Consider the following 12,648-nt stretch of genomic DNA (forward strand, 5'->3'; position numbering starts at 1 on the left):
AGGCCAGAGCGAGGCAGCCCTCCGACGCACCGTCATCATGGGGTAGCCAATCCCCGCATAGGAGTCTGAGCGACCGTCGAGAACACTCGGCGTCCTCACCCATGCGGATCGTATGCATCAAATATCCACGTCCCAAAACGGGCGATCGGGAAGCTGTGTTCAAAACAGTTGACAAAGGCCATAGGAGATGAACTTGCCGCGATCCAGGCGCTTGGCGTAGAGCGACATGCCCAGCCCGTCATGCCAGAGAATCTTGACCAGATCGCCGCGGCGACCCCGGAAGATGTAGAGATCGCCGGCATGAGGATCGCGCTTCAGGCTCTCCTGGACCGCAAGCGCCAGGCTTTGCATCCCGCGGCGCATGTCGGTGTGGCCGGTGGCGATCCAGACCCTGACGCCGCTCGGGATCGGGATCATCGCCGTCTCAAAAGCTCAAGAACCCGCTGCAGCGCCTCCCTGTCCACGTCCCGGTCAACCCGCACGCGACAGCCGCCGCCAAGCTCGATCTCGATAATGCCGGCCCTTGCACGTTGCGCAGGCGGTGAAGACACCGGTTGTGGCGCGCCACTCGAGATCGGAGCCGCCGCAGGCGTGATCTCAACCGGAACAAGCACCGGCGCGGCATCCCCGATCAACTTGCCTTCGCGCGCCAACCGGCGCCACGTGAACAATTGGCTTGTCGACAGCCCGTTACGTCGTGCCGTCACCGACACCAGACGTGGCCCGTCATAGCTCTCGGTGACGATCCGCCGCTTTTCTTCCAGTGTCCAACGGCGTCGAGCGCCCGTCGAGACGACTTCAAGTCGGGAAACCTTCGGCATAGGCATATGGTCAGTCATACGCCTATGTCTTCATCCTCCATCAAACCGCACAAGGCGGTCCTCACCGGAGCGATACTGAGCTCGCGATTGATTGCCCAAATGAAGGCGGATAGCTCGCGAGCGATCGCCGTGACGATTACGGTGCGCCGCTTGCCCTTCCGCTCGAGTGAGCGGAACCGTCCGCACAATCTGGTTTGCGCTTTCCACGCAATCTCTCTCGCGCCTCTCGGCGAGGCCTCCACCTTAGGCTGCTTGTCTCGGCTCACGCGCGGCGGATATCGACAGCTCCAGGCCGCCTTCACAAGAATACGTCGCGCCCGCCCATTATCGGCTTTGGTGATGCCGCCGCGCTTGACCTTGTCGCCAGTCGAGTTTTCCGTAGGCACCAGACCCAGATAGCCCATCAGCTCACGCGGATTTTGAAAGCGGGAGAGATCACCGATCTCGGCCGGCCCCCCACAGCCGCAATGAGATCAATCCCCCGCATCGCGTGCAGGGCCGCGACAACCTCGGCAAGTGACCACTCGGGTACCACCTCGCGGATGGCATCTTCCAAACGCTCCATCCGCTCACTTTCCTGGCGTATCCCCTCAAGTAACTCTTCGAATGCGATGCGCTGCTCGCGATGCTCGAGCTTCTGCGACATCAGCCATCTCATGTGGGTGGCTGGTCCCCACGTTGTCTTGCCCGGATAGATGCGTCCCAGCCGCAGCATCAATGACGAGACTGTTGACGCTTGCCCTGGAGGTCCTTCTTCACTGCCTGGCGGGCGCGCGAGAGATCCCGCATAGCTTCATGGCGCTCGTCCGGCACCCACACCGCGGTGAGCTCGCCCGCGCGCAACAGCTTGGCGAGGCTTACCGCATCGCGCCGGTTCGTCTTCACTCGATCGCCGGCCTTCTTCGGAACAAGCGAGGGGGCCACTACCAGGCAGTCATGGCCGAGGCTTTTGAGCAGTCTGTAGAGGCAATATCCTGTCGGCCCTGCTTCGTAGCAAAACGTCAAATGACAGCATTTCGCTGCAAGCTTTGCCACCAGCTTTCGGATCGCTGCCTGCGTGGCAGAAAACTCCCCGAGATATCGGACCTCGCCACCACGGCCGCCATCGGCAAGGGCTATTGCATTGCGCGATTTTGACGTATCGAGTCCGACGAAGGCATCGGTATGATGATCCACGATTCGCCCTCCTTGTTTGAGGCTCTGCCTGGTTCATCCAGGCAACCCTCGTCGCAACATCGAGGGTGAGTCGCCTCATTTTGTGGAGGGGACATACAGTCTAGTCTATGGTGAGTTCGACAACGAGACAGAACTCGCAGCCTACCAGGCGCATGAGCTTTACCAGGAGTCGATCAGGCTAATGCGACCGCTCCGAGAACTAAGGTTTGTGGCAGACTACTCTGTGTCAACCAAATCGGTGCCCGCCTGAAAAGCTCTTTGTGACTGTCGCGCGCGCAAGCTCCTTTGCCGGCTCAACCACGGTCGAGAGCATTTCGCCGGCGGCCGGCGCAAGAAATCCGCGAGACACTCAACCAGGCACTACGTTGTAGCGCGAAGGGACAGTCCATGTGCTGGCATTACCGGTGTCGTCGGGTATGGGGATTTTCGCTTCCCGTGGGATCCATCATTAGGACACCTAAAGGAGCACCGTTGAACGGCAATCGAGGCCAGCGGTTCCCTCAAGGGGTAGGAATGTCCATCATGCTTGACCTCATCAACTAGCGAGTGCCCGCTCTCAATTTGGGCGAAGACTAAGTGTATGGCCCTCTCCAATCAGGATTTAGGCGTCTTTTCAAGAAACACGACGAAGTTCGGCTAGGCCGCTGCTACAACGATTTCTCGCGCTCACCCTCGCCTATGCTCTTGGCGCTCTTCGAACTGGGCGGTACGCCCATCGATGCCACGGTCGAGTCATCGGCTCAAGCGAGACGGCGACCAGCCTATCGGTGCGACTTGGTCGCCCACCTTGGGATGGGGTACGAACCGCTGGGCTGAGACTGCGCTTACTGGCAGGCGCGTGCAACCTTCGGCTGAGCCCTTGGCGACGTCGGCTTCGAACATCCCTCCACGCAGCTTGCGCTAGCCAATGGGCATGTAAGGGGCAGGTATTCGCAGTCTGCACCTGCAGAAAGCCGCCGAAAGGGCGCATTACAACGCGGGATTTAGTCGTTGAAGGACCCACATTTGCATTAATCAGTACAAATGCATTGTTATGGTGCACTTCAACAGTTCGTGAACGTCGACGGGGTGACCACCAGGGACGGGGGCATTATGACCAGTGACGTATCGAGCGCCGTCGATATTTCTGACAGCTCCGCAGATTTCGCTTTTGTGCGGCCTGGCGGCACGCAGGCCACGAACCGCCGCTTCAATGCCATGCGTTCGAATACGCGGTTCTTTGTCAAGAACGCGATCTTGGCGGCGCTTTCATTGCAAGACCTCGCGGCTATAGGAGAGTTCTTCCAGCCGGTCGTACTCAGAGAGCGTATGCTTCTGCAAGAGCCGAAAAGGAATCTTGATCACGTCTATTTCGTAGAATCGGGTCTCGTGTCGTTGAGGATTGTTGCGGCAGGATGCATCCTTGAGACCGCCACAATAGGCAGTCGGGGGGCAGTCGGAGCTGCCGTGCTATTAGGGGGACACGTTTCGACTTATCAGACGGTCGTACTGATTCCGGGAAGCGCGCACAGGATCCGCGTCGCGGACTTGTATCGCTTGATGGACAAGCGCCCTAAAATCCGAGAACACCTACTTCGGTATGTTCAAGCGCTGAGCCTGCATTGTGCTCAGACAGGGCTATGCGGGGTCCGACATGATCGCGAAAAGCGGCTTGCATCCTGGCTCTGTCTGGCGAGCGATGCTGTGGAAGCTCATGTTCTTCCAGTCACCCATGAATATCTCTCTTGCGTCTTGGGCCTGCGCCGCGCTGGAGTAACGGAGACGTTAAACCGCTTTGAAGAACAACGTTTAATTCGTAAAACACGAGGCGTGCTACAAATTGGAGAGCGCCGCGGCCTGGAACAAAAGGCATGCGGTTGTTACGGACTCATTTCCGGGGCGTATGCTGCAACCGATTCTGCAACTTCACATTTCGACTAGTTCACTAGCACGCGAAGATTCTTGTTCTTCGATTGCCCCAAATCTGGTGAGCTTTCTGAGAGATACTCCCTATCCGGCTGACAACCGAGTCAGTAGCCGCGTAGCCGCTCACGGAAAAGCCGCTCGAAGCATTTGCCGAATTCCGTGGCGCCGGTCTCGGCGTCCGTTCATCCACGGTCTTTCCAATGATATGAAGCGATGAAGCGGCGCTTCTAACGATCATCGCCTCGCCACGCCAACTGACGATGTAAGAGCAGATAGCGCCTCAGACGCAACTGCATTGCGCTGCAAAAGTCTATTCTCGCCGAACCAGACCAATTGGCGCGAAAAAATGCACCTGCATCAGAATTGCGTTAACGACTCGATCGGACACCGCACTCACCCGCGTGATGCTTCTAGTCAGATGAATCTAAAGTTCGCCACATAAAGTCTACTGGGCTTTGTGGCAGAAGCGTTTGACGGAAGCCAAAATCTGGTCAGCGGACTTGGTCCATTTGAAGGGCTTCGGGTTGTTGTTGTGCAGGTCGATGAAGGTACGGATGTCGGCCTCGAGCTGCCTGACGGGGGTATGAACACCTCGCTGGATCTGCTTTCTGGTGAGTTCAGCGAACCAACGCTCGACCTGATTGATCCATGACGCAGAAGTCGGCGTGAAGTGGACATGATAATGCGGCCGACGGGCGAGCCACGCTTTGATCCTGGGTGTCTTGTGAGTGGCGTAGTTGTCCATGACGATATGGACATCGAGGCCTTCAGGAACTTGAGCATCGATCTCTTTCAACGATCTGGAGCACGTAGTCGCGGCTGATCGTGCTGTCGTCGCGGCAGCCCCTCGCATGTTGGCCTGACGATGAGCGCCTTCATGCTGAGCCTTGCGATGGCGCCGCTCATCTACGGACCGATCTCCGACCGGGTCGGGCGCAAGCCCGTCGTCGTGTTCGGCCTAGCGCTGTTCGTGATCGCAAGCCTCGCCTGCGCAGCGGCGCAGTCGAAAACATTTCAAGAACTCGACTGCGCGGTGGCGCTTGTAGCATTTGCCGATGACGAATCCCGAGGCGACATCGAGCGCGGCAAACAGCGTGGTCGTACCATGCCGCACATAGCTGTGCGTACGACGTTCCGGCATCCCAGGCATCATCGGCAAGACCGGCTGCTCGCGATCGAGTGCCAGAATTTGGCTTTTCTCATCGATGCTGAGCACAAGGGCTCGGTTCGGCGGGGACAGGTAAAGCCCGACAATATCGCGCACCTTGTCGACGAACAGCGGATCGCTCGACAGCTTGAATGTCTGGCTGCGGTGCGGCTGCAAGCCGAACGCGGTCCACATTCGGCGGATCGTGGTGTGAGAAAAGCCAGTTTCCGCAGCCATCGAGCGGATCGACCAGTGCGTCGCGTCGGGCGGTGTCGTACGCAATGTCCGCTCGATTACTCAGCAACCTGATCGTCGTCGATGGTTCGAGGGTGGCCAGGGCGGGCTTCGTCAAGCAGGCCATCACAGTGATCCTTCAAGAATCAGCGGCGCCACTTGCCAACGGTGTGTTCGTGAGGCCGAGTTCGGCAGCTACAGACTTGCTTGGCAAGCCATCCGCGCATCGCAGGATCGCGCGGCACCGCTCAGATAGCGACCGGGCAACACGATGACGACGAACTTGCCTCTCCAAGTACGTCCACTCCTGCGGACTAAGCACCAACCGCGCGATCGGCCGGCCTCGCACACCTGCATTCGCCAGTAGCGCTCTCTTCTCTAGAGATCGAGCGATCAACTAATGCAACGAATTTGCGTTCCAGATAACTAGTCACGTGAATCTAAAGTTCGCCACATAAAGTCTGCTGGGCTTTGTGGCAGAAGCGTTTGACGGAAGCCAAAATCTGGTCTGCGGACTTGGTCCATTTGAAGGGCTTGGGATTTTTGTTGTGCAGGTCGATGAAGGTACGGATGTCGGCCTCGAGCTGCCTGACGGAGGTGTGAACACCTCGCTGGATCTGCTTTCGGGTGAGCTCAGCGAACCAGCGTTCGACCTGATTGATCCATGACGCGGAAGTCGGCGTGAAGTGGACATGATAATGCGGCCGACGGGCGAGCCACGCTTTGATCTTGGGTGTTTTGTGAGTGGCGTAGTTGTCCATGACGATATGGACATCGATCCCTTCAGGGACTTGAGCGTCGATCTCTTTGAGGAACTTCAAGAACTCGACTGCCCGGTGGCGCTTGTAGCATTTGCCGATGACGAATCCAGAGGCGACATCGAGCGCGGCAAACAGCGAGGTCGTACCATGCCGCACATAGCTGTGCGTGCGCCGTTCCGGTACGCCCGGCATCATCGGCAGGACCGGCTGCTCGCGATCCAGGGCCTGGATCTGGCTTTTCTCATCGACACTGAGGACAAGGGCTCGGTTCGGTGGGGAAAGGTAAAGGCCGACGATATCGCGGACCTTGTCGACGAACAGCGGGTCGCTCGACAGCTTGAATGTCTGGCTGCGGTGCGGCTGCAGGCCGAACGCCGTCCACATTCGGCGGATCGTGGTGTGGGAAAAGCCAGTTTCCGCAGCCATTGAGCGGATCGACCAGTGCGTCGCGTCGGGTGGCGTTGTACGCAATGTCCGCTCAATTACCTCAGCAACCTGATCGTCGTTGATGGTTCGAGGGCGGCCCGGGCGGGCCTCGTCAAGCAGGCCATCACAGCGATCCTTCAAAAATCGGCGGCGCCACTTGCCGACGGTGTGTTCGTGGAGGCCGAGTTCGACAGCCACAGACTTGCTTGGCAAGCCATCCGCACACCGCAGGATCGCGCGGCAGCGCTCAGATAGCGATCGGGCAACGCGATGACGACGAACTTGTCTCTCCAAGTACGCCCGCTCCGGCGGACTAAGCACCAACGGCGCGATCGGCCGGCCTCGCTCACCTGCATTCGCCACAAGCTCTCTCCTCTGTAGAGATTCGAGCTATCAACTAATGTGACGAACTTGCGTTCCAGATGACTAGCGCGGCGAGGCACAATTATGACGTGCGTTCCTCAATCGAGCGTGCCTGAGGTGGCTTCGTCCGAGCAACAAGCCCGCTGAAGTCAAAAGGCCTCCGGCGGGCATGCCGGAGGCCTTTTCTTGGAGGTCAGCTTTTCATCTATGAAGTCGCGTTTTCTCCTTCACTAGTTTGAATAGACTTTAGAAGTTGCGCTGAGCGCGGAGCAGCAGCACGAGGCTGTTATGGTCCTTCAGCTCGTAGGGAGCAGCAGGCTTTGCGATCCCCGATTGCAGCGGGAGCGTCACAGTGCTTCCGCTTGCATATTTTTGATCGAGCATCATATACGCGAGTTCGCCCGTGAAGGTCAGGTTTCTGACCGGAGTCCAGGACGTCTTCGTGCCGACAACCGCGTAGTTGAAGTCAGGATTGCAACCGGCAAGACCGCTCGAGAGAGCGACAGTTGCGACGACCGCGCCGCAGATGTACCCCTTGGCCGTGTTGTTGTACCGGACGGCAGCCCATGCGCCGAAGATCGACGTATTCCAGTATGGATCCCAATTGTGGGTATATCCACCGTTGAAGCCGTAAGTCGTGGTCAGCTCCTGGCCAGCGCCCGTGACGAACACTGTGTCCGACACACCACCAAACCCAAGGCTTTGATATGCACCAGCTAGGCCGGTACCGCCGTACATCGCGTAGGTCGAGGGCAGATAATCGTGGAAGTTGTACGCGCTCGCGCCGTTCGTATATACGCCGGTCACATTGATCGTGTCACCCGCGCCGGTCGGGATATTTTTGATCGACAAGGCCAATTGTCCAGCCCAGCCCCATTTGTCCCCCGGATGGCCGGTGACTTCGGACGCGCCATAATATGCCGCATGGTTGTCGTGCGCGGCGAACGACGCCTGGAAGAGTCCCCAAGCTTGGTCAACACGGACCCTGGCCACGAGGTCTGGCGCTCGCGAACCGCCGATATCGTTGGCACCATACGAACCCGTGGCAATTCCTGCTGCGGTCGCGCCACTCACGTTCCAGAGGTTGGTCGTGTAGTTTGCGACCTGATCTTGGGCAGAGAAAGAAGCTGTGATTCCTTGACCAAAATCAGCGGTATAAGTGACCTGATTCACAGGATCCCATCCGGCGCTTCCCGGCAGTTCGAAATTGTTTGCGGGATATTCTGCCCAGGGGGTCCTGAACTGCGACTCCGCCTTACCAAATGTGAGCCCGGCGAATTGGATGAAGGCGTAGTAGACACCAAGTGCTCCACCGGCGACCGCAGAACCGACCGACGACGTGTAAGCCGTCGCGCCATTTACGGCGGTCGTTCCTGCACCGCTATAAGTGCCGCTGGTCCAAGTGAACGTGAGCTCGGCGAACGTCCGGACCACGCCGTATTCGGTCGCGGTGCGCGTATCGATCTGCAAATCTTGGCGAGCCCGGGTCGTGTAGTAATTGCTCAGCCGGTTCCGGGCACCAGCCACGCCACCGGTGGCAGCGTTAAAGTCAGAGCTTGTGGCCAGCAGAGTATCGGCGCGCAGATAACCACCCAGCTTGATGCATGTGTCCGTGCCTGGGATATAGTAGAATCCAGCTCCATAAAGCGAGCAGATCTTCACGTATTCGATCGCTTTGGCCTTAACGGGCAGATCGGCCGCCTGTGCTCCGCCTGCAGCAATCAATCCCGCCGCCGAACCGAGCAAAAGGCTCTTCACCATCTTCATAAAAGTCCTCCAAATTGTCGGGCCTGTAAGGTGCTGGCTGCGGAAGAGCCGACCACCTTCGCCCCCGCCCCCAATCATTCTCGACCTGAAGGGCCATCGTCGAACGTCAACCGGTAGCTTGAACCAGTGAACGTCGCGGTGCGGATTATTCCGCCGCTCGCCCACTTACGTTGACAGATTTCGTCCGCTGTTGATGCAAGAACTCTGTACGTACCGGACAATTCCAGACGGCCGCTCTGCAGCCGTGTTGTTGCGGCCTCAGATCCGTACATTTCGTACGATGTTGCAGCCGCATCGGTACAGCGCGCGACCTAGTTCAGGCCGGCGAACAGCGCATACGCATAGAAACCCGAAAACGAGTGAAATTCTTCAGAATGCTGCATTGCTGATCGTGAAGAGACTTGGACAACCGACTTCTGATAGCCGCAAACACCTGCTCCGCACCCTCAATAGACTTCAGCTTACGCATACGCGGTCGCTGGGTGGGATAGCTAAACGTCGGTTGTGACAAGGCTCGTCTCGAACAAACATGGACGGGTTATTGCGGAGTTGGCCGATCTTGCAGCTGCGCACAATCTCAATCCGCATTTTTGAGCAACGGCATCGACGTCGTGGATGAATTCGACAACGAGACGGACGTCGCAGCTTACAAGATCGATACCGGGAGTCGACCAGACGATGATGACGTGCACTGCGCGAGCAGCGGATCCCTGCGTACTGCAGTGCATCAGGTGCTTGTGCTGCAAGAACGGCACTCACCAGCGATCTCACCTTGCGCTTTGACTTCAAGCGCAAATGCTACTGCGAGACGCGAACTTTCGGGTTACATGCCTCAGATGTATACCGCTCTCCCTGGAGAGGGGATTAGGGTCGACGCTCGAATTCAAGCGCAATACCCGTCCGCAACTGAGAGCCCGATGCATGTTCGCGATTGAGCCTGTCATTCAGGGTTTTCGCTGATCGACCACATCTTCACGTTTCTTGATAGCGCAAGCCATGAACTGTGAGGGCGCCATTCATACCGCGACCGATCAAAGGCACAATCGCGCGTTCAGCCGATTTCGATGAAGACCAGCGGCCCGCCCAACTCTTAGTCGCATCCGAAAAAGGACCGCGCCGTGAACATTATGCTCGTGGATCTCCTGCTGAACGACCTATCGCGCGTCTGCCCCGCGCATTCGGTCGATGTTCCCATGCTGTGCAATCATGTATCTTATGTCTCGGTGCACCACTTTGTGTGGATTGTTACGGGCGAACTTGCACAGATCATGACGCCATCAGTCTTCTTCGAGCTTGCTTTCCTGTCGGCTCTATCAACGGCGCGCCAAAGGTGCGATTCATGGAAAGTGAACGTCGCTCGTGGAATCTATTGCGGATCATCCGTTTCAGTGGCTGGATGGACACAAGCATTGCGATCCGCACTGCAACGATCGACGGCAAACGACCTGTATTTCAGGCAGTTAGCAGTATAACCGCGCTATCCAACCCAGAGGCTGAGTACGAGGAGACCTTGCGGTTTGGGTGCGTTGTCGGGGCGGATCGCCGCTGCAAACCGCTTTACGGCTGTATAGGCGCCGGTATAGCCGTCTCCCGAAGCTCGCGGGTCAGCCGAACAGCACTCAAGTCGGGAAAAGCAGCGATGCGCTCACGCGGGTATTCGAGATACAACGCGAGCTGGCCGAGTCGACCAGCCTGCCGCGCCCCGCAGGCGGGCGGTTCGAGACCGCGCGCGATGTACTTGCGGATCGTCTTCGGGTCGCGTCCCGTGCGCCGGGTGATAGCGCTGATCGATAAGCCCTGACGGCGAAGCTCCAAAATCAGGATGAGATCTCTAAGCTGGATCTTCCGTTCCGCCCCGAATCAGTTCGGGCGACGGGATCGGATGCGGAAAGCCTGAAGGGGCCGCGCCCCCTTTAGTTGGATGCCAGCTTGGGAATTTTTCGATGCCAACAACTGGGGAGTGTTCAACGCCCGGCGACACCAACAACGCCGCCTGCAGCGCCTCAATGTCTTCCGGCACCTTCGGGACCGTCACCCATGCACTGATGGAATCACAAAAGCCGCGATTCGGCGCGGCGTTTTTTGCAATCTTACGGGACTATTGCGCAAGCTATACAGCCTCTGCGGCCGCGAACTGTGTGTACGCATCCGACGGCGCCGTCTTGCGTAACGCGTGGTAATTCGCGAAGCGTGTGACCTTAAGTCTAGCTTTAAGGTCATCAGGCGATGCGGGTCGAGGTTTTGGGCGGGCTGGAGCGGCGGCGGCGCTGGTCGCAGGACGACAAGGCGCGGATTGTCGAGGAGACGTGGGTGCCGGGCGCGAAGGTGACTGAGGTTGCGCGCCGCAACGGAGTCGCGGCCAGCCTGGTGTTTACCTGGCGTCGACAAGCACGGACATCTGAGCAGGTTGTGCCATCTTTTGCGCCGGTGCAGATCGTCGCTACGGGGGTGGAGGAAACTCCGAAGCTTTTGCCTGCGGGTGACGGCCGGGTGCGCTCCGTAGCGTCCGCGCGTACTGGATTGATCGAGATCGATCTTCGCAACCGGCGACGCATCCGGGTGGATGCGCACGTCGACCCGGAGGCGCTGGCGCGGGTCCTCGAGGTGCTTGAGCGCCGATGATCGCCATACCGGGTAATGTGCGGGTGTGGCTTGCGACCGGCCATACTGATATGCGCCGAGGCTTCCCGAGCCTTGCGCGCCTGGTTCAGGAGAGCTTGAAGCGTGATCCGCACGCTGGTGATCTTTACGTTTTTAGGGGCCGCCGCGGCGACCTGATCAAGATCATTTGGCATGATGGCCAGGGCGCATGTCTGTTCACGAAGCGGTTGGAGCGCGGCCGCTTTTTGTGGCCATCGCTGGCGGACGGCGTTGTGACGATCAGCGTTGCGCAACTATCCTATCTCCTGTCCGGAATTGACTGGCGAATGCCGCAGGCAACCTGGCGTCTGCAGGCTTCCGGTTAAGCTGTGGCCTATTGACTCACGAGGGAGATCGGTCGCGAATTTTAGCGGCGAATATGATTGATTTGCCCTCGTGACAACGCCTTTCGATCCGCTTCCCGCCGACCTTGCCGCTGCGCACGCAATAATCCTTGCGCAGCGCGAACAACTGGCGCTGGCAAAGAGCGAAGTGACCGTCGGTCGACTGGAAATCGAGCGGCTGAAGCTGATGCTGGCCAAGGCACGGCGCGAACAGTTCGGGCAATCCTCCGAACGCGGCAAGCTGCTGGTCGAACAGCTCGAGCTTGCCATCGAGGATCTCGAAGAGACGCAAGCCGAACAGGAAACCAAGGCCGAACTCGCCGCGCCAGGAGCCGCCAAGGAGAAGCGCTTGCAAAATCCACGGCCGCCGCGACGTCCGTTGCCGGACAATCTGCCGGTCGAGCGCGGCGCCTTGCGCATGTGGTAAGTGCGGCAGCGAGCGGCTGCACAAGCTCGGCGAGGTGGTCTCGAAGACCCTGGAATGCGAGCCGCCGCGCTGGAAGATTATCGAGCATGTCCGCGAAAAGTTCTCCTGCCGGGATTGGGAGGAAGAAGCGCCGGCACCCTCCCATCCGATCCCACGAGGCTTTGCCGGGCCGAACCTGCTGGCGATGGTGCTGGTCAACAAGTTCCTGCTGCATCAGCCATTGAACCGGCAGAGCAAGACGTATGCCCGCGAAGGGGTCGAGATCGATATCTCGACCCTGGCGGATCGGATTGGCGCCTGCGTGGTGGCGCTCGATCCCATTATTGAGGCGATCCGGATCCATATCATGAGCGCGGAACGCATCCACGCCGACGATACGACGGTGCCGGTGCTGGCCAAGCTTAAGACGGTTACCGGCCGGATCTGGACCTATGTTCGCGATGACCGGCCGTTTGGCGGCACGGATCCGCCGGCGGCCCTGTTCTACTACTCACGCAACCGGGCTGGAGAACATCCGCAAAGCCATCTTGCCGGCTATGTGGGCCTCATGCAGGCCGATGCCTTCGATGGATATAACCAGCTCTACAAGGCCCAAAGGAAGCCAGCTCCGATCCTTGAAGCGGCCTGTTGGAGCGTC

At 58.7% G+C, this 12,648-nt stretch carries 9 protein-coding genes and 6 pseudogenes; 7 read left to right on the top strand and 8 right to left on the bottom strand.

Annotation, left to right across the window (positions count from 1 at the left end):
* Window positions 1-159: 159 nt before the first annotated feature.
* The 3 genes and pseudogenes from tnpB (WN72_RS46495) to WN72_RS09600 form a co-directional block, all read right to left on the bottom strand.
* A complete protein-coding gene (gene tnpB / locus WN72_RS46495) occupies window positions 160-417 on the bottom strand; it encodes an IS66 family insertion sequence element accessory protein TnpB (RefSeq protein ID WP_208617531.1) in 258 nt (85 codons plus the stop codon).
* Window positions 414-839: an IS66-like element accessory protein TnpA gene (gene tnpA / locus WN72_RS09595; RefSeq protein WP_244554032.1), complete on the bottom strand. Its 426-nt coding sequence runs from the start codon at window positions 837-839 to the stop codon at window positions 414-416. The genes tnpB (WN72_RS46495) and tnpA (WN72_RS09595) overlap by 4 nt, the downstream gene beginning before the upstream one ends.
* A pseudogene (locus WN72_RS09600) lies at window positions 836-1,997 on the bottom strand (IS110 family RNA-guided transposase). The gene tnpA (WN72_RS09595) and the pseudogene WN72_RS09600 overlap by 4 nt, the downstream one beginning before the upstream one ends.
* Before the next feature lie 82 nt (window positions 1,998-2,079).
* Between WN72_RS09600 and WN72_RS09605 the strand changes: the two are divergent.
* Together WN72_RS09605 and WN72_RS09610 are read left to right on the top strand one after the other, a co-directional pair.
* The gene (locus tag WN72_RS09605; RefSeq protein ID WP_430640416.1) at window positions 2,080-2,247 is read left to right on the top strand and encodes a Dabb family protein; all 168 of its coding nucleotides are present in this window, start codon (window positions 2,080-2,082) and stop codon (window positions 2,245-2,247) included.
* Window positions 2,248-3,089: 842 nt separating this feature from the next.
* Window positions 3,090-3,917 (top strand): Crp/Fnr family transcriptional regulator, encoded by an 828-nt coding sequence (locus WN72_RS09610; RefSeq protein WP_092220982.1) that lies wholly within the window; start codon window positions 3,090-3,092, stop codon window positions 3,915-3,917.
* A 430-nt stretch (window positions 3,918-4,347) separates the two neighbouring features.
* On the opposite strand, the gene WN72_RS09615 is transcribed toward WN72_RS09610, so the two are convergent.
* A complete protein-coding gene (locus tag WN72_RS09615) occupies window positions 4,348-4,755 on the bottom strand; it encodes a transposase (RefSeq protein ID WP_244554033.1) in 408 nt (135 codons plus the stop codon).
* A gap of 39 nt (window positions 4,756-4,794) precedes the next feature.
* Here WN72_RS09615 and WN72_RS46745 point away from each other — a divergent pair.
* Window positions 4,795-4,857 (top strand): annotated as a pseudogene (locus WN72_RS46745) (hypothetical protein); the annotation flags it as partial.
* Window positions 4,858-4,914: 57 nt separating this feature from the next.
* On the opposite strand, the pseudogene WN72_RS09625 reads toward WN72_RS46745, so the two are convergent.
* From WN72_RS09625 to WN72_RS09635, 3 genes and pseudogenes are all read right to left on the bottom strand, one after another.
* Window positions 4,915-5,647, bottom strand: a pseudogene (locus WN72_RS09625) (IS630 family transposase); the annotation flags it as partial.
* A 76-nt stretch (window positions 5,648-5,723) separates the two neighbouring features.
* On the bottom strand, window positions 5,724-6,833 hold the full coding sequence (locus WN72_RS09630) for an IS630 family transposase (protein ID WP_080137402.1): 1,110 nt from the start codon (window positions 6,831-6,833) through the stop codon (window positions 5,724-5,726).
* Between the two features lie 246 nt (window positions 6,834-7,079).
* Window positions 7,080-8,600, bottom strand: a complete 1,521-nt coding sequence (locus tag WN72_RS09635) for a porin (RefSeq protein WP_092221038.1) — start codon at window positions 8,598-8,600, stop codon at window positions 7,080-7,082.
* A gap of 1,127 nt (window positions 8,601-9,727) precedes the next feature.
* Here WN72_RS09635 and WN72_RS09640 point away from each other — a divergent pair.
* Window positions 9,728-10,053, top strand: a pseudogene (locus tag WN72_RS09640) (chorismate-binding protein); the annotation flags it as partial.
* A gap of 69 nt (window positions 10,054-10,122) precedes the next feature.
* Here WN72_RS09640 and WN72_RS09645 read toward each other — a convergent pair.
* A pseudogene (locus WN72_RS09645) lies at window positions 10,123-10,442 on the bottom strand (IS21 family transposase); the annotation flags it as partial.
* A gap of 384 nt (window positions 10,443-10,826) precedes the next feature.
* On the opposite strand from WN72_RS09645, the gene tnpA (WN72_RS09650) reads away from it, so the two are divergent.
* The 3 genes and pseudogenes from tnpA (WN72_RS09650) to tnpC form a co-directional block, all read left to right on the top strand.
* Window positions 10,827-11,222, top strand: coding sequence for an IS66-like element accessory protein TnpA (gene tnpA / locus WN72_RS09650; RefSeq protein WP_194483009.1), 396 nt, complete (start codon window positions 10,827-10,829; stop codon window positions 11,220-11,222).
* Window positions 11,219-11,566, top strand: a complete 348-nt coding sequence (gene tnpB, locus WN72_RS09655) for an IS66 family insertion sequence element accessory protein TnpB (RefSeq protein WP_092217773.1) — start codon at window positions 11,219-11,221, stop codon at window positions 11,564-11,566. The genes tnpA (WN72_RS09650) and tnpB (WN72_RS09655) overlap by 4 nt, the downstream gene beginning before the upstream one ends.
* Before the next feature lie 70 nt (window positions 11,567-11,636).
* Window positions 11,637-12,645, top strand: a pseudogene (tnpC, locus tag WN72_RS09660) (IS66 family transposase); the annotation flags it as partial.
* Window positions 12,646-12,648 lie beyond the last annotated feature (3 nt).

The organism is Bradyrhizobium arachidis, assembly GCF_015291705.1.
GTDB lineage: Bacteria > Pseudomonadota > Alphaproteobacteria > Rhizobiales > Xanthobacteraceae > Bradyrhizobium > Bradyrhizobium arachidis.

Bases quoted from the DNA above. Each gene is read 5' to 3' on its own strand.
- tnpB (WP_208617531.1), bottom strand. From the start codon at position 417: ATGATCCCGATCCCGAGCGGCGTCAGGGTCTGGATCGCCACCGGCCAC.
- tnpA (WP_244554032.1), bottom strand. From the start codon at position 839: ATGACTGACCATATGCCTATGCCGAAGGTTTCCCGACTTGAAGTCGTC.
- WN72_RS09610 (WP_092220982.1), top strand. From the start codon at position 3,090: ATGACCAGTGACGTATCGAGCGCCGTCGATATTTCTGACAGCTCCGCA.
- WN72_RS09615 (WP_244554033.1), bottom strand. From the start codon at position 4,755: ATGCGAGGGGCTGCCGCGACGACAGCACGATCAGCCGCGACTACGTGC.
- WN72_RS09635 (WP_092221038.1), bottom strand. From the start codon at position 8,600: ATGAAGATGGTGAAGAGCCTTTTGCTCGGTTCGGCGGCGGGATTGATT.
- tnpA (WP_194483009.1), top strand. From the start codon at position 10,827: ATGCGGGTCGAGGTTTTGGGCGGGCTGGAGCGGCGGCGGCGCTGGTCG.
- tnpB (WP_092217773.1), top strand. From the start codon at position 11,219: ATGATCGCCATACCGGGTAATGTGCGGGTGTGGCTTGCGACCGGCCAT.